This window comes from Bradyrhizobium genosp. SA-3, from assembly GCF_004212635.1.
GTDB lineage: Bacteria > Pseudomonadota > Alphaproteobacteria > Rhizobiales > Xanthobacteraceae > Bradyrhizobium.
On sequence record NZ_PSRT01000050.1, the window covers coordinates 1 to 25,603 of the forward strand.

Consider the following 25,603-nt stretch of genomic DNA (forward strand, 5'->3'; position numbering starts at 1 on the left):
CTTTAAAGGGTGGAGCGATCAAGCAAAGCTCGGGCGAAACCCGCCGCGAGAAGGCGAAGGCGTGTCTGCGTCCAGCCACGCGCTGTCATCGCCCGGCTTGACCTGGCGATCCAGTATTCCGAGATGCTTGTGATTGAACCGAGAGGCCGCGGCGTACTGGATTCCCCGCCGGAGCCTGTCATCGGGCTCGCCAAAGGCGAGACCCGGTGGCGGGGAATGACAGCCTGAGTTGGAGAACGACGCCATTGCCCCTTGCTCCGTCATTGCGAGAAGCCCTTGCGACGAAGCAATCCAGAGTCTTTCCGCGGAGGGATTCTGGATTGCTTCGCTGCGCTCGCAATGACGATGTTGAAAGAGCATGCGCCACACTGCGCTCTCGTGCCCCGGACGCAGCGCAGCGCTACTTCAGCGATGCGCTGCAGAGCCGGGGCCCATCTCTCCACATTTTGCCGTGTCGCTTTGGGTCCCGGCTCTGCGCTGCAACGCTGCGCGTTGCAGCTTGTCCGGGACACGAGCGGACCATGTGCGCCTTTCAAACAAAGGTACGGCCGCGACATGATCGGCAAGCGTTGCCCAAATCACCTATTCGGGAATTGCTCTCGCTCACCCCTGGCTCGCCACCCGCGCACGGTCGAGATGTTCCTCGATCTTCGGGCGGTCGCGGGTGCGTTCGAAACTGGTGCAGAGCAGCTCGATCTCCTCGAGCGAAACAGGGGCGCGATACAGCCGGCACATGAACTCGGCGGTCGCGCGTCCCTTGCCGGTGCCGGGGCCGCGTTCGGCGAGAAACATGCAGTCCCGGCAGATGCTGGCGTCGAGGCGCTGATGGGCTGCGTCGAGATGATTGAGGATCTCCCGCAGCGAGTCACGCAATCTGATGCACTCGTCAGTGCCGAGCGAGGTGACTGCATTCAACACGTGATTGATCGGGTCGTGCTGGCTCAGGCATTTCTCGCCTTGCGCGGTGACGTGAAGCACGACAGAACGCTTGTCCTCGTGCGACGGCTTTCGCACGAGGAAGGACTTGCTCTCGAGCGTCTTCACGATCTGCGATGCCGTAGCCCTGGTGGCACCGATGAAGCCGGCAAGCGCGGACGGCGTGCGCGAGAACCTGTTGGCGCGGCCGAGAAAGCGCAGCGCCATCCATTCGCGATCGCGCAATCCATGTTGATTGCCTTCGAAATACCAAGCCCGCGCCGCCTGAACCAGCAGCTCGACGGCTTCTCGCGCCAATGGCATGAATCTACCTCGTCCCCGGAACTTCGTGTGCGGCGTTCCGAAGCCGCCTCGCGCCATGGCTTGCGAATCCTTCGTGAGGCGTCAGACGGCTGGAGGTGCCCGACGAGCACGTCGTGTTCAACTCTCGCTCGAAGGCACGCACTGCAACGCGCCCGACCCGAACCGATGGGCGTCGCGTCGTTCGAAGCGCAAGCCTGCGTCGCTGAGGGCATACCAATAGCGTCGTCGTCGCACGGGAGCCCGAGTTGCCGTCGCCAGCAGACGATGGATCGGAGTAGTTCAACCGAAGCCCCTAAAGTTCAAGTCGCAAGCAGACGTTTCTTGTATCCATCGAAACGATGAATGAGCTTCTCAACAAAATCAAGTACAGACGCTCTCGAAGACTGGATGTCGTTGGACGCTAATGTAACGTTCAAGACAATCTCGCTCGTCGGGACACATGATAGTGAACGCAACACGCTGCCCGATGAGCAGCATGCACGCAACTATACGTCGGTTTGTGCACGCCACGTTGCTGTCTGTCGTTGATGCAAGCTGATCGAAGCTTGTGCATGACGACGATGTGCGTCGGCATATCATCCACAACTTGTACGATCTGTCGGGGATTCGCCTGAGGGAACTCACAGGAATTGCACGCGGCGGTTGTTGCGGTCGCGGTCGCGGTCGTAGGAATTGCCCGTTCGTCGCTTCCGCTCGATTCCTCTCGTCCGATCGAGTGATGTCCCGCGACGGAAGCCGGTCATGACTGCGCGTGCGCATGCGCTGGAAGCGTGGCCGCATGCGCAATCATCTGTCGAAAACATCGGGCAAGCCACGACGGCGTCGCGCGCCGTCTCACCGGGCAACCTGCTACTCGCCCTTGAGCATGTCCCGGAGTTCGCGGAACGGATCGGCGCTCGGCGGGGCCGATGCGTCCTGCCGCATCGCGCTGTAGATTCTCGGAACCATGTCGACCGCCTGGTCGAGACCCGAATCGCGCCCCGACTGATATCCGCCCATTAGGCGAAGGTCACGTGTATCCTCGTATTTGGCGATCATGGCGCGCAGCTTGCTCACCAATTCGCGCTCTTCGGGATCCCAGACGTTATGGGCGAGGCGAGAGACCGAGGCCAGAACGTCCACGGCCGGATAGCGCGCCTGGTCGGCGATGTGCCTGGAGAGCACGATGTGCCCATCGAGCGTACTGCGGATGGTGTCGGCGATCGGCTCGTTGTGATCGTCGCCGTCGACTAGCACGGAGAAAATCCCGGTGATCGTGCCAGATCCCTCCTCGCCGGGGCCGGCGCGCTCCAGGAGGCGCGGCAGATCGGTGAAGACCGTCGGCGCGTAGCCGCGCGCGACGGCGGGCTCGCCTGCGGCGAGTGCAACCTCGCGGGCGGCGTGGGCGAAGCGGGTGATCGAATCGACCATCAGCAGCACCGATTCGCCGCGGTCGCGGAAATATTCGGCGACCGCCATCGCCGTCTTCGGCGCCAGCCGCCGCATCATCGGGCTCTCGTCTCCCGTCGACACGATTGTGACGGCGCGGTGACGGTCGGTGCCCAGCACGTCCTCGATGAACTCGCGCACCTCGCGGCCGCGCTCGCCGACCAGCGCCAGCACGACCGTGTCAAAACCCTGGCTGCGGGCGAGCATCGCCAGCAGCGTCGATTTGCCGACGCCGGAGCCGGCAAAGATGCCGACGCGCTGGCCGGCGCAGATCGGCGAGAACAGGTCGATGACGCGGACGCCGGTGCGCAGCGGCTTGTGCACGCGCGCGCGCTTCATGGCCGAAGGCGCCTCGGCTTCCGCCGAGACCGCGCGCGATCCCGGCGTGAGGGGGCCCTGTCCGTCCAGCGGCGCGCCGAGCGCATTGATGACGCGGCCCTTCCAGCTCGGATCGGGCGCAAAGGACAGCGGCGGCATCCGGTATGCGACCGAGCCGAGCCCGCCGGCGAATTGGCGGTCGAACGGCTTGGCGATGATGCCCTCGCTGTCGATCCGCACCACCTCGCCGATCTGGGGCCTGCCGGCCGCATTGACGCCGATGAGCTCGCCGAGCCTGACGAAGCGCGACAGGCCGGAGACGCGGAAATGCGTCGGCGCGATCTCGGAGATCGCGCCGCTGACGCTTGCCAGGGGCGTGCTCTGCTGAAGCTCCAGCAGCGCCCACTCGAGTTGCCGAAGAGCGTTCAAGGAAACCGTCCAACCTCATTGCGCGCGAGGCGCAGCCTATTTGCCGGGTTCGCCGAGCGTCCGGATTGCATTCTGGAGCGAGCTCTCGGTGCCCTCGATCATCGAATTGGTGCCGTCGAAGGCGCGCGAGGCCGCGATCAGCTTCGTCAATTCCATCATCGGATTGGCGCCGGAGCCTTCGACGTAGCCTTGCTTGAAGCCGTCGCGGGAGAAATCGGCGATCGCGGTCGCGGGACGATCGGGCGTGACACCGGAATTGCCGTAGCGCTCGAGATTGGCGTCCGCGGGAATGTTGAACAGGCCGATGGTGCCGATCTCGTTGTTGTCCTGGGTGATGGCGCCGCTGCGCGCGATCGAGATCGGTCCGCCGTTCGGGTCGAGCGTGATCTGCGCGCCGCCGGAATCGATCACGGGAAAGCCGGACACGGTCTGAAGGTCGCCGTTGGGGGCGATCTGGAGACGGCCGTCACGGGTATAGACCGTGCCGTTCGGACCGGCGAAGGCGATCCAGCCCTGTCCGACCACGGCGACGTCGAGCGGGTTGCCGCTCTCGGTGATGTTGCCCATCTCGCGGGAGATGATGTTGTCGCCGGGCGAGGAGAAGGCGACCGGGTTCGCGCCCGCCTTGGACAGCACGGTCTCGAACTTCACCACGTCGGTGCGGAACGCCGCTGTGTTGACGTTGGCGACGTTGTTGGCGATCGTCTGAAGGCGCTTTTCGAGGGCGACCTGCGCCGACAATCCCACATAGAGGGCCGATTGCATGACTTACTTTCCGAAGCGGATGGACTGAAGTTTCGAGAGCATGTCGGTATCCATGCTGGCCATCGACGACGCGCCGCCGATCAGCACCAGCGCGGGGTTGGTCGAGTTGTCGCTCTGGGCCTGGGTCGCATCCCACATCGCGGCAAAGCGCTGCACGAATTTGGTGACCTTGGCCGGGTCCTGGAAATCGGTGAGCTTGATCTTGCTCGCGATCATCTTGGCCTGGGCGTCGATATCGGCCGAGCTGATCGTCGATGGCAGGCCGAGCGCGGTCTGAACCACCTGCGTCAGCGCCTTGTCGGCGAGGATCTGGTAGGCGGTGGTGACGGTGGAGGCCTTGCGGGTGAAATAGAGCGCCAGCCGCAGGCCCTCGTTCTGGTCGCCGGCCTTCTGCTCCATCGTCTGCCTGACATATTGGGTCGCCGTCCCGGTCGTGGCCTGAGTGGTCTGGGTGGCGTTGCTGCCGAGGGCGGCGAAGTTGAACGCCGTGGCGAATTCACGATAGCGGACGTCGGTGAGCTTGTTGGCGAAGGTGTACTTGTTGGCGACACCTTCGGTCAGCACCTTGCGCATGAACGCCTTGGCGTAGGTCATGTCGCTGAGGCCATAGGCCTTCATCGCATAGGAGTAGAGCCGATAGTCCTTCAGGAAGTCGTCGATGGTCTTCACGTTGCCGATATGGCTGAGGAAATAATCGGTCTCGCGGCTGACGTCCGGCTGTTTCGCGACCTGTGTCAGCGACTTTCCCATGTCCTTGGTCAGTCTGGTGTAATCCGCGATGGTGGATAGCATGACACGCGTCCCTCTGGCCGCTCTTGCGGCACGTCTCAAGCTGCCGCGAATTGCTTGCGCGGGGCTGGCGGTCCCGAAGCCAGCTTCGCGCAAGCGTCGCCGACTAGATATTCCCGCTGGGATCGGCGATGGAGCGGCGCGTTGGGCAGTTTCGTGGGGATTTTCATCACGGTGGCGGCACTGCTCGGCGGATTTGCCGCCATGGGCGGGCACCTGGCCGTGCTCATGCAGCCGTGGGAGTTCGTGATCATCATGGGCACGGCCGTCGGCACCTTCATCGTGGCCAATCCGTGGAAGACGGTCGTGGACACCGGCGTTGCCTGCATGCAGGCCATCACCGGCGCGGTGCCCGGCGAGCGCTATTATCTCGATCTGCTCGGCGCGCTCCATGCCCTGATGCGCGAGCTGCGGGGCAAGGGCCGCAACGAGGTCGAGGCACATATCGACGATCCCTCCTCCTCGGAGATCTTCAAGGCGTTTCCGAGCGTGCTCTCCGACCCCGCACTGCTCCAGTTCATCTGCGACTATGTCCGCCTCATCATCATGGGGAATGCGCGCACGCACGAAATCGAGGCGTTGATGGACGAGGAGATCCACACCATCGTGAAGAGCAAGCTGACGCCCTACCATGCGCTGGTGGTGGTGTCCGAGGCGCTGCCGGCGCTCGGCATCGTCGCCGCCGTGCTCGGCGTCATCAAGGCCATGGGGGCGCTCGACCAGTCGCCGAAGCTGCTCGGCGGCTTCATCGGCGCGGCCCTCGTCGGCACCTTCGCCGGCATCTTCCTGTCCTACGGCATCATTTCGCCCTTCGCGCTGAAGATCAAGATGACGCGCGAGAAGAAGTGCCGGCCCTATATCATCGTCAAGCAGACGCTGCTGGCGTTCATGAACGGCGCCATGCCGCAGATCGCCGTCGAGCACGGCCGCAAGATGATCGCCAGCACCGAGCGGCCGTCGATCGACGTCGTCGAGAACGAGACGATTGCAGGTCCCAAGGCCGTCGTGACCGAGGCTGAACCGAAGGCTGCCCGCGCATGATGATGGAAGACGTCGACGTCGATCAGCGCAAGCAGCTGCCGAACTACCTGCTGGACGCCGCCGGCATATCGATCGAACGCATGCCGATGCTCAATGTGATCTTCGATCGCATGGCGGCATCGTGCACGGACAGCCTGCAGCCGATGGCCGGAACGCCGTGCTATTTCTCGGTCAATGGCATCACCAATGACCGCGTCGGCGACATCATCAAGGACTACGAGGCCAACGCGGTCGCGGCGGTGCTCTATGCCGAGCAGTGGGACTCTCGTATCATCATCATGCTCGACCGCGATTTCGTGTTCACGATGGTCGAGGCGATGTTCGGCTCCGACGGCGCCGAGCCGCCACTCGACGTCGAGCGCGCGTTCTCGAACATCGAGATCCGCCTGGTCCAGGCGCTGTTCGAGCGGTTCGCCAAGGCGCTGCAATCCGCCTTTGCCGGAACCTCCAACGTCACCTTCCGCGTGGAGCGGGTCGAGACCGCCATGGCCTCGCTGGCGATCGGACGCAGCGGCAACATGTCGATCTGCGCCAACATCATGTTGCAGGCGCTCTATCGCGGCGGCCAGATGTTCCTCATCATTCCGCACTCCGCGCTCAACCCGCTCAGGCAGAAGCTCGCGCACGTCGTCGTCAGCGACGGCCGCGCGACCGATCCGCGCTGGCGTGAGCAGATGGAGAGCGAAGTTCACCGCACCGAGGTGACGCTGAGCGCGGTGCTCGACGAGAAGATGATATCGCTCGGCGACGTCGTGAAGTTCCAGGTCGGGCAGGTGCTCGAGCTCGAAGCCACGCCGCGCACGCTCGCCCGGCTCGAAAGCAACAACCAGGTGCTGTTCTGGTGTCAGATCGGCCAGCTTGATGGCTATTACGCCATGCAGGTGGCAGATCCCGTCGATCAGAAACGGGAGTTCGTCGATGATATCCTATCTCGTTGATGCCGTGCTGCTGATTGCGCTTGCCTTCACCAGCATGCGGGTGACCCGGATGCACCGTGAATTGGCGCGGCTGCGCAGCTACCAGGGTGAATTCTCGACCATCGTCCACGAAACCGCGGGCGCCTTCGACACGGTCATCAACGCGGCGCACGATTCCACCGCAAATCTCGGACGGCTCGCCAACGTGCTGAGCACGAAGATCGATCAGGCCCACGAGGCGATCGCGGCGCTCGATGCGAGGACCGGGCTCGCGCCCGTCGCGACTGCAGGCGGCGCCGACGTGAACAAGCATTGAAGCCGGAGCCGGCGAAAACGATACGGTCGGAACGCGGCGGCGCTCCGGGAACGGAAATACCAAGAGGCGATACCAAATGGCGCAATCCTTCGATTATGAGTCTGCCACTCGCGCATCGGCACCCGACGAGGGGCACACCGACGCATCTCCACTGGAGCGACTGGCGGAGATCGCCGCGCGCACGGCGGAGGAGACCGGCAAGTTCGCCAATGTCGATGCCATTCTGCGCATTCCCGTCACCATGCAGGTGGTGCTGGGATCGGCGACCATCCCGGTGGCGAACCTGATGAAGCTCGGGCGCGGCGCCGTGGTGCCGCTCGATCACCGGGTCGGCGAGCCCGTCGACGTCGTCGTCAACGGCCGCATCGTCGCCCGCGGCGAGGTGGTCGTGGTCGAAGAAGACAATTCCCGCTTCGGCGTCTCGCTGACGGAAATCGTCGGTCCGCTGGGGCAGGGTGATACCTGACCATGGCGGCACAGGTCGGCATCGCTCCCGTCAAGCAGCGAGGCGTCGCCACGCTGGGCGGAACGGAAAAGGTCGCTGCGCTCCTCCTGGCCATGGGCCGGCAGGCGGCCGCGAGCGTGCTCCAGCAGTTCGAGCCGCAGGAGATCCGCATCGTCACCAAGGCCGCGGCGGAGCTGCGGCCGATCACGGCGCAGGAGCTCGAGGGGATCGTCGAGGAATTCGCCCAGCAATTCTCGATGGGCGCCAACATCCTCGGCACGCTCGGCGGTCTCGAGGCCGTGCTCGGTGACGTGCTGCCGGCCGACCAGGTCTCGCAGATCATGTCGGACCTGCTCGGCAATTCGAGCCGGTCGGTCTGGGATCGCGTCTCGTCAGTGTCGGAGAACTCGCTGGCGAGCTATCTCTCCAAGGAGCACCCGCAGACCGCGGCGCTCATCCTGTCCAAGGTCAAGCCGGCCTGTGCCGCCAAGGTCATGAGCCAGCTGCCATCCAGCCTGCGCAACGAGCTGATGCGGCGCGTGCTGAGCCTGAAGCCGATCGTCGACGACGCCATGCGCATCATCGAGAAGACGCTGCACGAGGATCTGACGCTCAACTTCGCGCGCAACCTCGGCGCCGACACCTACGCCCGCGTCGCCGACATCATCAACAAGATGGAGCGCGGTCATATCGAGGACATGCTGAAGAGCCTGTCGGAGAAGCGGCCGAAGTCGGCCGAAGTGCTGAAGGAGCTGCTGTTCACGTTCGACGACGTCATCAACCTGACGCCGAAGGCGCGCACCATGATCTTCGACCAGGTGCCGACCGATCGCATCGTCGTCGCGCTCAAGGGGACCGACAAGAGCTTCCGCGAGCTGATCCTGTCCTCGGTCGCCTCGCGCGTCCGCCGCGTCGTCGAACACGAGCTCGCCATCGGCGAGCCGTCGAACCAGCGCGATGTGCTGGAGGCGCGGCGCGTGATCACCGACCTCGCGCTCGAGCTGGCGGAGAAGGGTGAAATCGAGCTCAACCCCGAGCAGGAGGATGAGCTGGTCTTCCGCTGACCGCTGAACGGGCATGGCAGAAACATCCGATCAGGAGAGCAAGACAGAAGAGCCGACCGAGAAGAAAGTCCGAGATGCGCTCGAACAGGGCAAAATCCCGGTCTCTCGGGAGGCGTCCATCTTCGCCTCGATGGCTGCGCTGATGGTGATCCAGGCCTTCCTGATCGGTCAGGGCGTGCAGCAATTGACGCCGACGCTGAAGAGCTTTCTCGACGATCCCGAGGGCTTCCCGCTCAGCACCGCGGCGGACGCGCAGAACCTACTCACCGTGGTGGGACTTCAGTCGCTGCGATTCCTGGTGCCGCTGGTCGTCATCATGATGGTATTCGGCCTCGCCGCCTCGCTGCTGCAAAATGCGCCGCGCCTGGTGCTGGAGCGCATCAAGCCGGACTTGTCGCGCATCTCCCCGGTCAGCGGCTGGAGCCGTCTGTTCGGCACGCAAGGACTCGTCGAGTTCGCCAAGTCGTTGTTCAAGCTCGCCTCGGTGACCGCCGTCGTCGCCTTCGTGCTGCGCTCGTCCGAGGCGAAGGCGTTCGAGGCGATGTACACCGATCCGGTGGCGCTGCCGGAGATGATCCTCAACATCGCGATGCGGATCGTCTCGGCGATCTGCATCGCGACCATCGTCCTGGTGGCGATCGATCTCGCCTGGGCGCGCTTCCACTGGCGGCGCGAGCTGCGCATGACGCGGCAGGAGATCAAGGACGAGCACAAGCAGGCGGAAGGCGATCCACTGATCAAGGCGCGCCTGCGCTCGCTGGCGCGCGACCGCTCGCGGCAGCGCATGATCGCATCCGCCGCGCGCGCGACGCTGGTGATTGCGAACCCGACGCATTTCGCGATCGCGCTGCGCTACAAGCGTGAGGAGAACGCGGCGCCTCTGGTGGTCGCCAAGGGCATGGACGTGATCGCGCTGAAGATCCGCGAAGTTGCCGAGCAGAACCGGATTCCGGTCATCGAGAACAAGGCGCTTGCGCGCGCGCTCTACGAGGCGGTGCAGGTCGACCAGGTGATTCCGGCGGAGTTCTTCCGCCCCGTAGCCGAGATCATCTACTTCCTCCAGTCCAAGCAGACGGCACGACCCGAGAAGGTCCAGTAGATTTTTGAGGATGGTGCTTCGCGCATCAGCTTGACGAAAGCTTAACGCCCTAGGGTTCTCCCGAATGGACCAGAACGGGGCTGTCGTGGGACCGCTTTATCTCTTCGAACTCGCATCGTCGCAGGCGCGCTACCTCGAGCTCCGCCAGTCGACCATCGCGACCAATGTCGCCAACGCCAACACGCCTGGCTTCAAGGCGCGCGATGTCGAACCCTTCAACAAGGTGCTCGACGGCATGCCGGTCAGGCTCGCAACGACCTCGCCCTCGCACATGCAGCTGTCCGCCGCCGAGACCGATACGCGCAAGATCGCCAAGAAGGACAGCTGGGAAGTGGTTCACTCCGGCAATTCGGTCAGTCTCGAGCAGGAGATGATCAAGGGCAACGACGTCAATCGCGACTATTCGATGAACTCGGCGATCGTGCGGTCGTTTCACCGCATGGTCCTGTCGAGTGCGAAGGCCTGAGGTGAATTGATATGCTGGACTCTCTACAGTCGTCATTGACGGTCGCAAGTTCCGGGCTCGAAGCGCAGTCGACGCGCATGCGCATCGTCTCGGAGAATCTCGCCAACGCGACGTCGACCGGGCGCACTGCCGGGGCCGATCCGTATCAGCGCAAGACCATCACCTTCGATGCCGCCATGGACCGTGCCTCGGGTGCGCAGCTTGCGAAAGTCAAGGAGATCGGGGTCGACACCACGCCGTACCGCGTCGAGTACGACCCGGGGCATCCCGCCGCCGACAAGGCCGGCTACGTCAAGCTGCCGAACGTCAACATGATGATCGAGATGGCCGACATGCGTGAGGTCAACCGGTCCTATGAGGCCAATCTCCAGGTCGTGAAACAAGTGCGGTCGATGCTGGGAATGACCATCGACCTCTTGAGGAGCTGACAATGCTTGAGGCAATTTCATCCACGGCGATCTCCGCCGGCCAGGCGGCAAGCCGCGCGACCGAGACGCAGGCCATCTCACCGGCGGCGACGACCGCGATTCAGATCGGTGACGATGTCGGCTTCGAATCGGTGATGAAGCAGGTGACGACGGACGCGATCGGAACGCTGAAGGCGGGCGAAGCGGCGTCGATCTCGGCGATGCAGGGCAAGGAATCGACGCGGCGCGTCGTGGAGGCGCTGATGTCGGCCGAGCAGGCCTTGCAGACGGCGGTCGCGGTTCGCGACAAGGTCGTGCAGGCCTACCAAGAAGTCGTTCGGATGTCGATTTGATCTGAAGGAGTGACGATCGTGAAATCGCTCGCTATTGCGGCCACGGGCATGAACGCCCAGCAGACCAACATCGAGGTCATCGCCAACAACATCGCCAACATCAACTCGACGTCGTACAAGCGGGCGCGCGCGGAATTCACCGATCTGTTCTATCAGATGGACCGCATGCAGGGCGTCGCCAACGTCAACGGCTCCTCCCCGATTCCGGAGGGCGCCAATCTCGGCCTCGGCGTCAAGTCGGCGGCGATTCGCAAGCTGCACATCCAAGGCGCGCTGACGCAGACCGGCAACCCCTACGACCTCGCGATCAACGGCCGCGGCTGGTTTCAGGTGCTGGGCCCCAACAACGAGGTGCAATACACCCGCGCCGGCTCGTTCAATACGAATGCCAACGGCCAGCTCGTCACGATCGACGGCTATCTGCTGGACCCCGCGATCACGGTGCCGCAGGGAACGGTCGAGGTCACGGTCAACCAGACCGGACAGGTGTTTGCCAAGCTGGACACGGAAATAAATCCGCGGCAGATCGGCCAGCTCAATCTCGCCAATTTCGCCAACGAGGCGGGTCTCGAGCCGCTCGGCAGCAATCTCTATCGCGAGACTACGGCGTCCGGCACGCCGGTCGTCGGGCTGCCGGGCGATTCCGGCTACGGCAAGATCAACCAGAAATATCTCGAAGCCTCGAACGTTGATCCCGTCAAGGAAATCACCGAGTTGATTTCGGCGCAGCGCGCCTACGAAATGAACGCCAAGGTCATCCAGGCCTCGGATGAAATGGCTTCGACTGTCTCGAAGGGCTTGCGCTAGTTCCGGTGGCTCGATGTTGAACAGGGTGGGCCTGATCATGCGCGGGTTGGCCGCCGTGCTGCTGGTTCTCGTCTCGGCGCGCCTCGCGGCGGCCGAGGAGAAACGGCTTCCCGTACCGGCCGTCTCGATCCGCGCGGGCGAGCTGATCCGGGACGACATGATCACTGAGCGCACCTTCGCGCCGAGCCTGCTCGGCGTCGCCATGTTCATCGAAGGACGTCAGGTCCTGGTCGGTCGCATGGCGCGGCGCACGCTGCTGCCGGGCCAGCCGATCCCGACCAATTCGGTGGAGGATCCCTGGACAGTCGCCCGCGGCGCCATGGTCAAGGTCGTGGTGGAAGACAGCGGCCTGTCCATCGTCACCTACGGCTCGGCGATGCAGTCGGGCGCGGCCGGCGCGCTCATCCCGGTGCGAAACACCGATACCGGCGTGATCATCAGGGGCATCGTCCAGCCGGACGGCACGGTCAAGGTCGTGGATGGGTCATGACCAGAGTCCTGCTTGCGCTCGTCCTCCTTCTCTTCACCGCCAGCGCTCAGGCCGCGGTCCGCATCAAGGACATCGCGGACATCAAGGGACTGCGCGAGAACCAGATCGTCGGCTATGGCCTCGTGATCGGCCTGAACGGCACCGGCGACACGCTCCGCAATGCGCCGTTCACCGAACAGTCCCTGCAATCGATGCTCGAGAACATGGGCATCAATGTCAGGAACGAGACCACGAGCACCAACAATCCCACGCGTCCGACGACGCTGCGCACGCGCAACGTCGCGGCCGTGATGGTGACCGCGGACCTGCCGCCCTCGATCGGTGCCGGCGAGCGGATGGACGTGACCGTGTCGTCGCTCGGCGATGCGACCTCGCTGCTCGGCGGCACGCTGGTGATGACGTCGCTACGGGCGGCGGATGGTGCGGTCTATGCGGTCGCGCAGGGCGCGATCACGGTCGCCGGCTACAGCGTCGGCGGCCAGGCGCAGAACGTCAGCCAGGGCACGCCGACTGCGGGGCGCATTCCGAACGGCGCGCTGGTCGAGCGCGAAGTGCAGGGAAGCCTCCATGAAATGGAATTCCTGGTGCTGGAGCTCAAGAACCCGGACTTCGTCACCGCAACGCGCATTCTCGATGCTATCAACCGCTACGCCGGCGGCCGCTATCGCGCGCAGATCGCCTTCGAGCGCGACTATCGCACGATCGTGCTGTCGAAGCCGCGCAACATCGGCCCGGTCCGATTCCTGGCCGAAATCGGCGAGCTGACGGTCGAGCCGGACACGCCCGCGCGGGTGGTGATCAACGAGCGCACCGGCACGGTGGTGATCGGGCGCGACGTGCGGATATCGACCGTTGCCGTGACGCACGGCAATCTGACGGTGCGCGTCACCGAGCTTCCCGTGGTGTCGCAGCCGGCGCCGTTCTCGCGAGGTCAGACGGTGGTCGTTCCGCAGACCGTGGTCGAGGCCAACGAGGCCGGCGCGCAGGTGGCGATCCTGAGCGGCGTCGATCTCCAGCGCCTGGTACGCGGGCTGAACCAGATCGGCCTGAAACCATCAGGCATCATCGCCATCCTCCAGGCGATCAAGACGGCCGGCGCGCTCCAGGCCGATGTCATCGTGCAATGATGCACAAGCGTCGTGCAAGCTTGGTCGCTCAATGCTCTGGTCTCGACCGAGAATCGCACGCGGCCCGATGCTGAAGCTGGATCACAAAGCCAAACTCCTCCTCGTCGCGGTGTGGACGCTTGCGGGCGCTTCGCCCGTGCTGGCGCTGGATGAGGCGAAGCCGACGAAGCCGCTCAATCTGCTCTCCTTCGCGCGTGCCCGCGCGTCCGGACCGCAGAAGCCGGGCACGCCGGCCACCCCGATTCCGGGCGGAAGCGCCTCCGTCCGTGCGACGGCGTGGGCGGCGGAAGATTCAGGTCCGGCCATCACCGGCGCAGTGCCGGCTTCCGAGACGCCGGCGCCGGCACCTGTACGTGCAGCCAAACCCGGCAGCGTCACGGCGCCGCCGAAGCCCGCATCGCCGCAGGCCGCCGTGCCCGCCGACAATGACGTCGCGCTATTCTGTAGCAACGTGGCCGACCCCGCCGTCGATGCAAGGCTGGCCTGGCAGCTCAAGGAGCTGGAGAAGGCAGAGAACCTGCTCCGCGAACGGATCGCCGAGGTCGAGGCCAAGCGTGCCGAATACGAGAAGTGGATGGCGCTGCGAGACGACTTCCTGAAGAAGGCCGAAGCCAGCGTCGTCGAGATCTATTCGCGCATGAAGCCGGAGGCCGCGGCGACCCAGATTGCCGGCATGGCCGACGAGACCGCCGCCGCCGTGCTCGCCAAGCTCAGCCCGAGGAGCTCGAGCGCAATCTTCAACGAGATGGATACGGCCCGTGCGGCGCACCTCGCCGACCTGCTCGGCGGGATGCGCCGTGTGGATGACGGAAAGACCAAATAGATGAAGAAGCCGATCCTCATCCTCCCGCTCGTACTGGCGTCTGTCTTCCTCGCCGGATGCTTCCATGATCCGGCCGAGATCTTGACCGGCCCGCAAATGTCGCCGGTCGGCAGCGGCTTGAGGACCCAGGCCGATCCGATCCCGGTGACGCCGCGCATGCGCACGCCCGTCAGCTATCGATCGACCTGGGACGACGGCACCGATCTCTACCGCGATCCCCGCGCCCGGCGTACCGGCGACGTCGTGACGGTGATCATCTCGATGCAGGACAAGGCCAAGCTCGACAACAAGACCGGCCGCTCGCGCGATTCGCAGGTCAAGTTCGGGCTCGACTGGTTGATGGACGTCGCAGGATGGAGCGACAAGGGTCAGACCAACGCCAATCTCAGCACCAACACCCAGATCAAGGGTAACGGCCAGATCGACCGCACCGAGGATATCAAGCTCTCGATCGCCGCCATCGTCACCGACGTATTGCCGAACGGCAATATGATGATCAGCGGCTCGCAGGAATTCCGCGTCAACACCGAGATGCGCGTGCTCAATGTCGGCGGCATCGTGCGTCCGCGCGACATCTCGCGAGCCAACACGATCTCCTACGACAAGATCGCCGAGGCGCGCGTGTCCTATGGTGGCCGTGGAAATCTCTCTGACGTGCAGCAGCCTGGATGGGGACACCGGATCTATGACGCCGTGGCACCATTCTGAGATCCGCACCGGCCGAGCCGCGTCGCGAGGGCAGGGGACGTGATGCGCCTGATTGCGGCCATTGTCGTGCTGACCCTTGTCGCGATCGGTGCGGGCGCGCTTGCCGGCCTGCATCTGTTTGCGGCCGCCGAGCGCGTCGCCGACGCGAAGAAGAGCGCCACGCCGCCGCCGATTGCGTCGAGCTACGCCGGCAGCGCGCGGCTTCGAAAACTGTCCCCGATCGTGACCAATCTCGCCGCCCCTGCCAACAACTGGGCCCGCGTCGAGGCCTCCATGGTGACCGAGAGCATGAGCGACGAGGATGCCGGCATCCTGGCCGCTCACATCAGCGAGGACATCATCACCTATCTGCGGTCGGCGTCGGTTGGCCAGTTCGAAGGATCGCGCGGGCTCCAGCACCTGCGCGACGACCTGACCGAGCGCGCCAATATCCGCTCGTCGGGCAAGGTCCGCGAATTGATCATTGAGACGTTGGTGATCCAGTGAGAGTGAGAGTCCTGCTGCTCGCGTTGATCCTGGTCGTGTTGCCCGAAGTGGCGCTGGCCCAGATTCCGGATCTCAACTCGCTGCTGCCGCCCGGCAACGGCTCGACCAGCGGCCGCATCATCCAACTGATGGCGCTGATCACGGTGCTGTCGGTGGCGCCGGGCCTGCTCATCATGGTGACGAGCTTCACGCGATTTGCGGTGGCGCTGTCGTTCCTGCGCGCCGGTCTCGGCCTCCAGACCACTCCGGCCAACCTGGTGCTGATCAGCCTCGCGCTGTTCATGACCTTCTACGTGATGGCGCCGACATTCGACCGCGCCTGGGAGACTGGCGTCCAGCCGCTGATGAAGAACGAGATCTCGGAGGAAGAGGCCTATCTGAAGATCACCGATCCCTTCCGCGAGTTCATGCTGGCCCACGTTCGCGACAAGGATCTCCAGACCTTCGAGGCGCTCGCCGCGGAAAGCTTTCGCAAGAAGTTCGACGACAAGCGCATCGACATGCGCGTCATCATTCCGGCCTTCATGATCTCCGAACTCAGGCGTTCGTTCGAGATCGGATTCCTCATCATCCTGCCGTTCCTCGTCATCGACATGATCGTGGCGACGCTGACCATGTCGATGGGCATGATGATGATGCCGCCGACGATCCTCGCGCTGCCGTTCAAGATGCTGTTCTTCGTGCTGATCGACGGCTGGAACCTGCTCGCCTCCGGACTGGTGCGGTCGTTCTCCTGAAAGAGCGCCGCTCGGACCGCGTCATCATGGTTAGCGGATGGTAACCGCGATACCGCCGCTACAGCGATGATATTCAAGGCGATTTTAATTCGGCGGCAAGATTCGGCGTGCTAGCAAAGCGTCACGGCGGGTTGGACCCCACCCACATCAGTCCAAAGGCATGATGCCGCCCCTCCGTACCGGTGAAAGCCCGGTATGTCCCCAAGTGAAAATGTAACGCGTACATAAAGGGACATTCGCAATGTCAAGCCTGCTCACGAACTCGTCCGCCATGACCGCGCTCCAGACCCTGCGGTCTGTCAGCTCGCAACTCTCCACCACGCAGACCCGGATCTCCACCGGCCAGCGCGTGGCCACCGCGTCCGACAACGCCGCCTACTGGTCGATCGCGACCTCGATGCGCGCCGACAACGCCGCGCTCTCCGCCGTCTCCGACTCGCTCGGTCTGTCGGCCGCGACCGTCGACACCGAATATACCGCTCTAAACAAGGTTCTCGGTGACAGCAACTCGGGCCTGACCAAGCTCCAGTCGCTGCTGGTCGAAGCCAAGACCGCCGGTATCGATCGCAGCAAGATCCAGTCGGAAATCACCCAGATCCAGCAGGACATGAAGAACGTGGCCAGCGCGGCGACGTTCAACGGCGTCAACTGGCTGAGCACCACGGCCACCACGCCGGCGACCGTCAATCTCGTGTCGTCGTTCTCGCGCGTCGCCTCCACGCCGACCACCGGCTCGATCACCGTCACCGTCGCCAACTACTCGCTCTACACCTCGACCACGAGCGGCATCCTGGACACGGTGAGCGGTACCGCGTCGGTCGACACCATCAACATCGGTGCACTGACCGACTCGGCGGCTGACCAGACCACGCTCGATGGCTACATCGCGCAGGTCACCGCGGCGATCGGCACGGTCTCCTCGGGTGCCGCCAACCTCGGCGCCATCAAGAACCGCATCTCGAACAACTCGGAGTTCGTGAAGTCGCTGATGGATTCGGTTGATCGCGGTATCGGCCAGCTCGTCGACGCCGACATGAACCAGGAGTCCACCCGCCTGGCAGCCCTCCAGGTCCAGCAGCAGCTCGGCGTTCAGGCGCTCTCGATCGCCAACAACAACAGCCAGAGCATCCTGTCGCTGTTCCGCTAAGCGTCAAGACAGTCCGGGGAGGGCCGCGCTTCTCGCGAAGCGCGGCCCTTTCGTTTGCGTGGCGGTGCGCACGCCACGATTTCGGCTTCCTGTTGCGGTCAGATCACAGGGCCGCAAGCCTCGCACAAGCTTAGCTGGCTAGTCTCGCCGCTACGACGGATTGGGTTCACGCGCATTTCCGCATCCCAAAGGCATGATGCCGCCCTGTCGTACCGGTGCAAGCCCGGTATGTCCCCAAAATCCAATCTGCTTTCAAAGGGACATCAAAGATGGCTTCCAGCCTGCTTACCAACTCCGCTGCAATGACTGCGCTCCAGACCCTCCGGAATGTCAGCGCCAGCCTGCAGACGACCGAAAACCGGATCTCGACCGGCCAGCGCGTCGCGACCGCTTCGGACAACTCGGCCTATTGGTCGATCGCGACTTCGATGCGCGCCGACAACGCCGCGCTCTCCGCCGTCTCGGACTCGCTCGGTCTGTCGGCTGCGACCGTCGACACCGAATACACCGCTCTGAACAAGGTCATCGGCGACAGCAACTCCGGCCTCACCAAGCTCCAGGCGCTGCTGGTCGAAGCCAAGACCGCCGGCATCGACCGCACCAAGATCCAGGCCGAAATCACCCAGATCCAGCAGGACATGAAGAACGTCGCCAACGCGGCGACGTTCAACGGCGTGAACTGGCTGAGCACCACCGCTACCACCCCGGCGACGGTGAACCTGGTGTCGTCGTTCTCGCGCGTCGGCGGCACGCCCACGATCAACACCATCACGGTGACGGTTGCCAACTACTCGCTCTACACCTCGACCACGGCCGGCATCCTGGACACGGTGAGCGGCACCGCATCGGTCGACACGATCAGCATCGCTGCGCTGACCGACTCGGCGACCGACCAGACCACGCTCGACGGCTACATCGCGCAGGTCACCGCCGCGATCAACACCGTCAGCCAGTCCGCCGCCAACCTCGGCGCCATCAAGAACCGCATCTCGAACAACACGGAGTTCGTGAAGTCGCTGATGGACTCGGTGGATCGCGGTATCGGCCAGCTCGTCGACGCCGACATGAACGCAGAATCGACCCGCCTCCAGGCGCTCCAGACCCAGCAGCAGCTCGGCGTTCAGGCGCTCTCGATCGCCAACCAGAACAGCCAGAGCATCCTGTCGCTGTTCCGCAGCTAAGCGGCGCTTTCGAAAACGACCGTGCTCCCCGCGGAGCACGGTCCCCGCCGAGATCGGCGGACGTGACGGCACAAGGCGTGCCCGAAATCGACCATCCGACGTCAGATTTCATGTGACATGTCGCGGCCGCTCGGGCGGCAATGCGTCCGGCCGTCAATTGCCGATGTCGATTGCGCTACCGAATTTGTAAAATTGCAACGCCTCGCCAGCGAACCGACACATTCGCGCCCGCGCGCAACCTTCAGACAAGGTTGGCAGCGGAGTGTCTCATACGTTCGCATTGGTACGAGGTCATATGCTGCTCAGTCGTGCGCAGGTACAGCAACTGCTCAACAATCTGCTGGAGCTTGGGCCACGACGCCTGATGGCCTTGGGGCTGATCGGCTTTGCCGTTCTCGTCACCGTCGTCGGCGGTGCCTACTATCTGAGCCGGCCTGAATTCGAGACGCTCTATACCGGCCTCACCCGCGAAGACGTGACGCGTATGGGCGCCGCGCTGCGCGAGCAGAACATCGCCTTCGACGTCAATACGGCCGGCGACGCCGTCTCGGTGCGCCCGAGCCAAACCATGCAGGCGCGGATGCTGCTTGCCGAGAAGGGCCTGCCGACCAGTGCCAATTCCGGCTACGAGCTGTTCGACAAGATCGGCTCGCTCGGCCTGACCTCGTTCATGCAGGAGGTCACCAAGCTGCGGGCGCTGGAAGGCGAGATTGCGCGCACGGTGCAGCTGATGAAGGGCGTGAAGGCCGCGCGAGTGCATATCGTCATGCCCGTACGCGGCTCGTTCCGCGCGACGCAGCAGCCGCCCTCGGCATCGGTCGTGCTGCGCACCGACGGCGCGATCGAGGCGCGCACGGCGCAATCGATCCGTCATCTCGTCGCGGCCGCCATTCCCGGCATGAGTCGCGACAAGGTGACAGTGCTGGACGCCGACGGCTCCATGCTGCTCGCCGAAGAGGATGAGGCCAGCGCCGCGCCGACCAAGATGGCAAGCCTCCAGAAGACGGTCGGTGGCATGGTGCAGGAGAACATCCGCAAGGCGCTGACGCTTTATCTGGGTCTCGACAATTTCGAGGTGAGCGTCGCACCGCAGCTCTCTACCGACAAGCGGCAGATCAACGAGACCGTCTACGATCCCGAGAGCCGCGCCGAGCGTTCGGTGCGGAACGTGCGCGAGAAAGAGTCTTCGCAGAACGCGGACCGGTCGACGCCGACCACGGTGCAGCAGAACCTGCCCGATCAGCAGGTGAACGCCGGCGGCAGCAAGAACTCCAGCGAGGACAAGACCCGCCGCGAGGACGTCACCAATTTCGAAGTGTCGTCCAAGACCACGACGACGGTGAGCGACGGCTATTCGGTCAAGAAGCTCTTCATCGCGGTCCTGGTCAATCGCGCGCGCCTCGTCGCCGATCTCGGCGACAAGAGCAACCAGGCCATCATCGACAGCAAGCTCGCCGAGATCAGTCAGCTCGCGGCCACCGCCGGCGGACTGGACAAGCAGCGCGGCGACCAGATCCAGGTGACGGCCGTCGACTTCATTGAGGGCTCGCGCGAGCTGGCGCCGGTGCCGCCGATCAGTTTCGTCGAGATGATCAACAAGCAGCTCGGCAGCGTCATCAACGCGGTGACCATCCTCGCCGTTGCCTCGATGCTGGTCTGGTTCGGGCTTCGGCCGGCGGTCAACGGTATTCTCAGCCATCGCGCCGAACAGGAGCAGACCGAGGCAGCGGAGGCCGCCGCCCTCGAGGCCGCGGCCCTTGCATTGCCTGACAGCGAGGAGGCCGAGCTCAACCTCGTCGAAGATCTCGAAGGCAAGATGCAGCGAACGCCGCAAAAGCGGCTGGAGCAGATCGTCCGGCTCGATCAGATGCAGGCGGCCGCGATCCTTAAAGACTGGATGCGACGCGAGGAGGCGGCATGAACGCAGCAATCGGAAAGCTCCTGACGCAGTTCGACGCGAACGGCCGGGCCAAATCGCCGCCGCCTCCGCCGCCCAAGATCCAGGACGTGCTGACAAGGCCGAGGGAGGTTCGGCGCGAGCCGCAACCTCAGCCTCAGCCGCAGCCACAGACCCACTCGCAGCAGCAGCTTCAGCCGCCGTCCCCGGCACCGGAAGCCCCGCCGGTCAACCTTCTCGACGATGCCTATCGGCGCGGCCATGCGGCCGGCGTCGCGGAAGGCGAGGCCAGGCTTGCGGAGGAACGTGTCCGCAGCGCGATCCGGCTCGGCGAGGAGCGGGCCAAGTGGTCCGACCAGCAGGCGGCCACCATCGTCAATGGCTTCGAGACGGCTTGCCGCGAGATCGAGACCAATATCGCGAGCTCGGTTGCGCGGATATTGCTGCCGTTCCTCACGGAGGCGGTCCGCGACAAGGCGATCGAATCGCTGGTCGAGCAGATCGCGGCGTTGACCGGCAATTCGCCGGTGCCGGTGTTCAAGGTCACCGGCCCGAGCGAGTTGCTGAACCTGGTGAAGGCGCAGCTCGATAAGGCCCGGCGGACGGGCATCGCTTATGAGGCCGCCGACACCTTCGAGGTCCGCGTCGTGGCCGACCAGACCGTGATCGAGACCCAGATATCGGCCTGGAGCGAGCACCTGAAAGAGGCGCGCCGGTAGTCCGCCATGAATGAAGTCAAGCCAGAGCTCGTGATCATCCGCCGGCGGAGCGCCTTCGCCGACGAGCCGCATCATGGTGGAGTCTGGAAGATCGCCTATGCGGACTTCATGACCGCGATGATGGCGTTCTTCCTGGTCATGTGGCTGCTCAACGCGCTCAACCAGGACCAGAAGCAGGTGGTGGCGAGCTATTTCAATCCGATCAAGCTCGCGGAGAATGCGCCTGCTCCGAAGGGCTTGAAGGACCTCTCCAAGAAGGAGCCATCGTCGTTCGAAGGCCAGGACGGCAGGCGTAAGCCGGCGGGGCCGAACGAAGAACGTCGTGGCGACTCGCCGACGGCGGAGAAGCCGGCCTCCTACGAAGAGAAGGTCCTGTTCCGCGATCCCTATGCGACGCTTGCCGAGATCGCCAACAGCGCGAACCAGGCCTCGGGCCAGCGGCGCGCCGGCGCCCTGACGTCCGCCGAAGAGGACGGCCTCAAGGGCGGCGACGCTTACCGCGATCCCTTCGATCCCGGTTATTGGAAGCTGGCGCCGCAGGTGTCGACGGACGCGGATCGCATCATCGAGAGCGAGCCGAAGCCGAATGCCTCCGCGCGCGATGCGTCCGGCGCGGGTCAGGGCGAGCCGCAGGCGCGCCGCGCCAAGCTGGATGATGCCGGCGGAAGCGTTGCGCCGAACGCAGATAGCCCGTCCGCAAGCCTGTCGCCCCTGTTGCCGCTGGGGCCTGCGCCATCGCAATCTTCGCGCGAGGGCAGCGCCCAAGCGACCGTTCAGGCCAATGCCGCCGCGCAGGCACGTCCCAACGATACGACGAAGGACTCCGAGCCGCGCGATGCGGCGCAAACGCAGCAGCCGACCGTCAAGCAGCTTCAGTCTGCGATCGCGGACGCGCTGTCGGACGTCAAGGCCGGTGCGGGACCGGCGGCCGAGGTTCGTCAGGTCGAGGAAGGCCTTCTGATCAGCCTGACCGACGATGCGAGCTTCGGCATGTTCGCGGTCGGCTCGGCGGAGCCGCGGCCCGAACTCGTCCGCGTCATCGACAAGATCGGCCCGCTGCTGACGAAGCGGCCCGGCATCATCATCGTCCGCGGTCACACCGACAATCGGCCGTACAAGTCGGAGACCTACGACAATTGGCGGCTGTCGACCGCCCGTGCGCAAATGGCCTATTACATGCTGGTCCGCTCCGGCGTCGATGCGCAGCGGATCGAGCATGTCGAAGGTTACGCCGACCGGCGGCCGAAACTGCCGAACGATCCGGCGGCCGCGCAGAATCGCCGGATCGAGATCCTGATCCGGGAGAAGCGCCCTTGATCTGGCCGCTCCTCCGCACCGCCTTGCTGCTGCTGCCGTTCACGGTGGCAGGGGCATTGGCCGAGCCTGCGCCGACCCCGGTATCGACATCGGGGGAGCCGTATGAACTCGTGCGCGCATTGCAGGCTGTGCAGGACGGCATCGCCAATGGTGACACCGCGGCGCATGGCAGCCACATCGCGCTGATCCGTCAGGTCGGCGAGAAATTTCTCGCCGCCGACGCGGGCGTGTGGAGCAATCCGCGGAACGGCCAGGCCGTCGTCATCTATCTGCTCAGCGGCGGCGCGCCGCAGATTGTGCGCAAGTTGCCGCGCGAGAAGCTGAACGTCGACGAACGACTGTTCAATGGTGCGCTGGCCTATGTCGAGGGCCGCCAGGACGAAGCGCGCGAGCTGCTCAAGGACGTCAGGCCGCGCACGCTTCCGTCGGGCCTGGGCGGGCAGGTCGCGCTGGTTCAGGGCGCGTTGTTCGCACGTGCCGAGGCCTCGCTCGCGATCGAGCGCCTCGACGACGCGCGCCTGCTCCTGCCCGGAACGCTCGTGGAGGAGGCGGCGCTGCGGCGCGAGATCCTGCTGGTTGGGCAGGCCGAGGAATTCGAGAAGTTCGAGTTCCTGACGCTGGCCTATATCCGCCACTACCGCAACTCGATCTATGCCGGCGATTTCTGGCAGCGCTTCTCCATGGGCCTGACGCAATCCAGCCTCGCGCTCGACGAGCGCCGCTTTGCGCGGATCACGGCCCTGCTGGAGCAGATCGATCGCGCGAGCCGCCTCAAGCTCTATCTCGTGATCGCGCGCGCGGCGATGCTGCGCGGACAGCTGGCCGTGAGCCGGCTCGCCGGCGAGCGTGCGCTGACGCTCAGCGCTGATGCATCAGCGGACCGCGAACGTGCGCATTTCTTCCGTGGCGTCTCGCGGACGCTCACCGACGAGTATGACGGCGGTCTCGCCGAGCTGAAGGCACTCGACCGCTCGAAGCTGCCCGAGCGCGACGTTCCCCTTCTGAATGCGACGGTGCAGCTCGCGCTCGACGTCCGCAAGCCGTTCGCCGCCGGATCCGCGGCCGCAGCCGACAAGCCTCCGGCAACGCCGGCGCGCCTCGACCTCGCGTCATCGACCGCGGCCATCGCGCGGGCGCAGAAACAGCTCGGCGAACTTGAACTCCTCACCAGGGATCGCCGTCCATGACCAAGCTCAGCGGAACCTCCGGACAACCATTCTCGGGCCTCGCCGAAAGCCTCAACATGCGCAGCACGTCGCGCTCCGGCAAGACCGCAGGAGCGAAGTCGTCGGCAGACTCGTCGTTCAACGATCTGCTCCACACCGTCTCCAACCTCGCCAAGCGCGCGCTCGACGATCAGGGCAGCGACACGAGCGCGAAAACCGGAACACTGCACACGCGTCTGACGCACCCGATCGGGAAAGACACGGCGAAGGACGAGGCGACGTCCGACCGCATCTCAGCGGCTGACGAGCCCGAGTCCAGTCACAAGACCGGCGACCGGAAGATCGACGAATTGCCGGGGGCGGAAGATTCGGTCGACTCGACCGCAAAGGCGGACGTTTCGAATCGGCCGAGCATCCCCGCGATCGTCGGACAGGAGCTCGCCGCTGTGCCGGCCGCGAAGCCGCAGCCGGCGGCGGTTGACAAGAAAGACGTGTCCGCGCGCGACGAGCGCATGTCCCCGAAGCGAGAGGTTCAGGCTGCGGGCATGGCGAAGGTCGCGACAGCCGAGTCCGCGTCGTCCGCTCTCGCTTCGGCTGGCACGCGTTCTCAGGATGCAGCGCCCCCGGCCGCACAGCAGAGCAGCGAGACATCGCCAAAGGCAATGCCGGCGGCACCCGGCTTCGAGGCCGTCACGGCCAATGTGGAACGCGCCATCAAAGCCTCGGCACGGGATGCATTGCCCGAGGCGACCAAGGTCACCGTGGTGCAGCAGGAGACCCATCTGCCGCCGGCGCAGTTCAACGCGCCGCAACAGGTCGCCAACGCGGTTGTCGCCGAGCTGAAGGAATCCCCGACGACCTCTGCGGCCGCCGATCCCGCAGCGTCCCAGACCAACGCGCCGGATCAGCCGCTCAAGATCCTGACCATCAATCTGGAGCCGCCGGCGCTCGGCAACGTCACCGTGCGCCTGCGTCTCGTCGGCGCCGAAGTGTCCGTCCACCTCGCGGCCGAACGCAAGGACACCAGCCAGATGCTGGACCAGCAGCGCGACTCGATCCGCGATCTCATGCAGTCGGCGGGTTATGTCGCTGACGTCGCGCCGGTCCAGCACGGCTCGCTGGATGGATTCCAGAGCGGCTCCGGCCAGTCGCAGCCGCAGCTTTCGAGCCAGCAGCAGCCGCCATCGCAGTCGCAAGGCTCGTTCGGTGGCGCCAGCACGTCGTCGGGGCAGTCTGACGGCGACGCGAAGCAGGCCCGGCAGGAGCGCCAGCCCAATCAGGAGACGCGTCATGACCAGGACGTGGCGCCGCAGACTCGTCGCGGCCCTGTTTATCTGTAACGCCGGCGCTGCGGAGGCGGCGGCCGACAGCGTGCGCCCCTGCGAGCGCGAGATGGCGCGTGCGGCGCGGCAGCACGGGATTCCGCTCGGCATCCTCTATGCAGTCGGCCTCACCGAGACCGGGCGGCGCGGCGCGCTCCATCCCTACGCGCTCGGCGCCGACGGCCAGACCGTGTTCGCCAAGGACATGAACGATGCGATCGTGAATTTCGAAACGATGCGAAGCAAGGGCATCAAGTTGATCGACCTCGGCTGCATGCAGATCAATCACTATTATCACGGCGACAAGTTCGCCTCGGTGCGCGCGATGTTCGATCCGGCCAAGAACGTCGAATACGCCGCGCGCTTCCTGAAAGAGCTGAAGCAGCGCGAGGGCAGTTGGACCATGGCGGTCGCCCGCTACAATGCAGGGCCCAACAATCAGCCGGCGCAGCAGCGTTACGTCTGTCACATCGTCGCCCATCTCGTCTCCAGCGGCTTCGGCGCGTGGACCGACAAGGCGCGCTCGTTCTGCCAGCCGAAGACGACCTGACGACATGAAGCTGTGCATGGTTCCCCACCATCAGCCCCGCGCAAGCAAGA

The 25,603-nt window shown here is 64.7% G+C and carries 28 protein-coding genes; 24 read left to right on the forward strand and 4 right to left on the reverse strand.

All coding sequences use genetic code 11. The features are described 5' to 3' along the window. Positions 1-603: 603 nt before the first annotated feature. From CWO91_RS18825 to CWO91_RS18840, 4 genes are all read right to left on the reverse strand, one after another. Positions 604-1,239, reverse strand: a complete 636-nt coding sequence (locus CWO91_RS18825) for a MarR family winged helix-turn-helix transcriptional regulator (protein WP_130215187.1) — start codon at positions 1,237-1,239, stop codon at positions 604-606. 849 nt (positions 1,240-2,088) lie between these two features. Further along, entirely contained in the window at positions 2,089-3,414 is a 1,326-nt protein-coding gene (fliI, locus tag CWO91_RS18830) for a flagellar protein export ATPase FliI (protein WP_130215189.1), read from the reverse strand. Positions 3,415-3,450: 36 nt separating this feature from the next. Next, positions 3,451-4,179, reverse strand: a complete 729-nt coding sequence (flgF, locus tag CWO91_RS18835; protein WP_091879923.1) for a flagellar basal-body rod protein FlgF — start codon at positions 4,177-4,179, stop codon at positions 3,451-3,453. A gap of 3 nt (positions 4,180-4,182) precedes the next feature. Beyond that, the gene (locus tag CWO91_RS18840; protein ID WP_130215191.1) at positions 4,183-4,971 is read right to left on the reverse strand and encodes a DUF1217 domain-containing protein; all 789 of its coding nucleotides are present in this window, start codon (positions 4,969-4,971) and stop codon (positions 4,183-4,185) included. A gap of 141 nt (positions 4,972-5,112) precedes the next feature. Here CWO91_RS18840 and motA point away from each other — a divergent pair, with 141 nt between their 5' ends. The 24 genes from motA (at position 5,113) to CWO91_RS18960 (ending at position 25,553) form a co-directional block, all read left to right on the forward strand. Further along, on the forward strand, positions 5,113-6,009 hold the full coding sequence (motA, locus tag CWO91_RS18845; protein ID WP_130215193.1) for a flagellar motor stator protein MotA: 897 nt from the start codon (positions 5,113-5,115) through the stop codon (positions 6,007-6,009). Beyond that, positions 6,006-6,947 carry a flagellar motor switch protein FliM gene (locus CWO91_RS18850; protein ID WP_130215195.1) on the forward strand — a complete coding sequence of 314 codons (942 nt, stop codon included), beginning with the start codon at positions 6,006-6,008 and terminating at the stop codon, positions 6,945-6,947. The genes motA and CWO91_RS18850 overlap by 4 nt, the downstream gene beginning before the upstream one ends. Beyond that, on the forward strand, positions 6,928-7,242 hold the full coding sequence (locus CWO91_RS18855; protein WP_091879917.1) for a hypothetical protein: 315 nt from the start codon (positions 6,928-6,930) through the stop codon (positions 7,240-7,242). Before CWO91_RS18850 ends, CWO91_RS18855 begins: the two co-directional genes overlap by 20 nt. Positions 7,243-7,318: 76 nt before the next feature. Beyond that, a complete protein-coding gene (fliN, locus tag CWO91_RS18860) occupies positions 7,319-7,708 on the forward strand; it encodes a flagellar motor switch protein FliN (protein ID WP_130215197.1) in 390 nt (129 codons plus the stop codon). A gap of 2 nt (positions 7,709-7,710) precedes the next feature. Then, positions 7,711-8,751, forward strand: coding sequence for a flagellar motor switch protein FliG (locus tag CWO91_RS18865; protein ID WP_091879912.1), 1,041 nt, complete (start codon positions 7,711-7,713; stop codon positions 8,749-8,751). Between the two features lie 13 nt (positions 8,752-8,764). Continuing rightward, positions 8,765-9,850 carry a flagellar biosynthesis protein FlhB gene (gene flhB, locus CWO91_RS18870; RefSeq protein ID WP_130215199.1) on the forward strand — a complete coding sequence of 362 codons (1,086 nt, stop codon included), beginning with the start codon at positions 8,765-8,767 and terminating at the stop codon, positions 9,848-9,850. Positions 9,851-9,914: 64 nt separating this feature from the next. Continuing rightward, entirely contained in the window at positions 9,915-10,316 is a 402-nt protein-coding gene (gene flgB / locus CWO91_RS18875; protein WP_091879906.1) for a flagellar basal body rod protein FlgB, read from the forward strand. 11 nt (positions 10,317-10,327) lie between these two features. Beyond that, complete coding sequence (flgC, locus tag CWO91_RS18880) at positions 10,328-10,744, forward strand: flagellar basal body rod protein FlgC (protein WP_060735083.1); 417 nt, start codon at positions 10,328-10,330, stop codon at positions 10,742-10,744. A 2-nt stretch (positions 10,745-10,746) separates the two neighbouring features. After that, on the forward strand, positions 10,747-11,076 hold the full coding sequence (locus CWO91_RS18885) for a flagellar hook-basal body complex protein FliE (protein ID WP_130215201.1): 330 nt from the start codon (positions 10,747-10,749) through the stop codon (positions 11,074-11,076). Positions 11,077-11,094: 18 nt separating this feature from the next. Further along, positions 11,095-11,883, forward strand: coding sequence for a flagellar basal-body rod protein FlgG (gene flgG, locus CWO91_RS18890; RefSeq protein ID WP_130215203.1), 789 nt, complete (start codon positions 11,095-11,097; stop codon positions 11,881-11,883). 13 nt (positions 11,884-11,896) lie between these two features. Next, positions 11,897-12,373: a flagellar basal body P-ring formation chaperone FlgA gene (gene flgA / locus CWO91_RS18895; protein WP_165405539.1), complete on the forward strand. Its 477-nt coding sequence runs from the start codon at positions 11,897-11,899 to the stop codon at positions 12,371-12,373. Continuing rightward, positions 12,370-13,500: a flagellar basal body P-ring protein FlgI gene (flgI, locus tag CWO91_RS18900; protein WP_130215207.1), complete on the forward strand. Its 1,131-nt coding sequence runs from the start codon at positions 12,370-12,372 to the stop codon at positions 13,498-13,500. The genes flgA and flgI overlap by 4 nt, the downstream gene beginning before the upstream one ends. A 67-nt stretch (positions 13,501-13,567) precedes the next feature. Continuing rightward, positions 13,568-14,323: a MotE family protein gene (locus tag CWO91_RS18905; protein ID WP_165405540.1), complete on the forward strand. Its 756-nt coding sequence runs from the start codon at positions 13,568-13,570 to the stop codon at positions 14,321-14,323. Further along, complete coding sequence (flgH, locus tag CWO91_RS18910) at positions 14,324-15,031, forward strand: flagellar basal body L-ring protein FlgH (RefSeq protein ID WP_130215211.1); 708 nt, start codon at positions 14,324-14,326, stop codon at positions 15,029-15,031. Between the two features lie 42 nt (positions 15,032-15,073). Then, complete coding sequence (locus CWO91_RS18915) at positions 15,074-15,517, forward strand: flagellar basal body-associated FliL family protein (RefSeq protein ID WP_164934357.1); 444 nt, start codon at positions 15,074-15,076, stop codon at positions 15,515-15,517. Further along, positions 15,514-16,254 carry a flagellar type III secretion system pore protein FliP gene (gene fliP / locus CWO91_RS18920; RefSeq protein ID WP_128937942.1) on the forward strand — a complete coding sequence of 247 codons (741 nt, stop codon included), beginning with the start codon at positions 15,514-15,516 and terminating at the stop codon, positions 16,252-16,254. Before CWO91_RS18915 ends, fliP begins: the two co-directional genes overlap by 4 nt. Before the next feature lie 241 nt (positions 16,255-16,495). After that, a complete protein-coding gene (locus CWO91_RS18925) occupies positions 16,496-17,401 on the forward strand; it encodes a flagellin (RefSeq protein ID WP_130215213.1) in 906 nt (301 codons plus the stop codon). A 269-nt stretch (positions 17,402-17,670) separates the two neighbouring features. Next, on the forward strand, positions 17,671-18,582 hold the full coding sequence (locus CWO91_RS18930) for a flagellin (protein WP_128936236.1): 912 nt from the start codon (positions 17,671-17,673) through the stop codon (positions 18,580-18,582). A gap of 295 nt (positions 18,583-18,877) precedes the next feature. After that, positions 18,878-20,503 (forward strand): flagellar basal-body MS-ring/collar protein FliF, encoded by a 1,626-nt coding sequence (fliF, locus tag CWO91_RS18935; protein ID WP_165405541.1) that lies wholly within the window; start codon positions 18,878-18,880, stop codon positions 20,501-20,503. Further along, on the forward strand, positions 20,500-21,198 hold the full coding sequence (locus CWO91_RS18940; protein ID WP_130215217.1) for a hypothetical protein: 699 nt from the start codon (positions 20,500-20,502) through the stop codon (positions 21,196-21,198). Before fliF ends, CWO91_RS18940 begins: the two co-directional genes overlap by 4 nt. A 6-nt stretch (positions 21,199-21,204) precedes the next feature. Then, positions 21,205-22,515: a MotB family protein gene (locus CWO91_RS18945; protein WP_130215219.1), complete on the forward strand. Its 1,311-nt coding sequence runs from the start codon at positions 21,205-21,207 to the stop codon at positions 22,513-22,515. Then, entirely contained in the window at positions 22,512-23,702 is a 1,191-nt protein-coding gene (locus tag CWO91_RS18950) for a chemotaxis protein (RefSeq protein WP_130215221.1), read from the forward strand. The genes CWO91_RS18945 and CWO91_RS18950 overlap by 4 nt, the downstream gene beginning before the upstream one ends. Continuing rightward, positions 23,699-25,021, forward strand: a complete 1,323-nt coding sequence (locus tag CWO91_RS18955; protein WP_130215223.1) for a flagellar hook-length control protein FliK — start codon at positions 23,699-23,701, stop codon at positions 25,019-25,021. The genes CWO91_RS18950 and CWO91_RS18955 overlap by 4 nt, the downstream gene beginning before the upstream one ends. After that, positions 24,972-25,553 carry a transglycosylase SLT domain-containing protein gene (locus CWO91_RS18960; RefSeq protein WP_130215225.1) on the forward strand — a complete coding sequence of 194 codons (582 nt, stop codon included), beginning with the start codon at positions 24,972-24,974 and terminating at the stop codon, positions 25,551-25,553. Before CWO91_RS18955 ends, CWO91_RS18960 begins: the two co-directional genes overlap by 50 nt. Positions 25,554-25,603 lie beyond the last annotated feature (50 nt).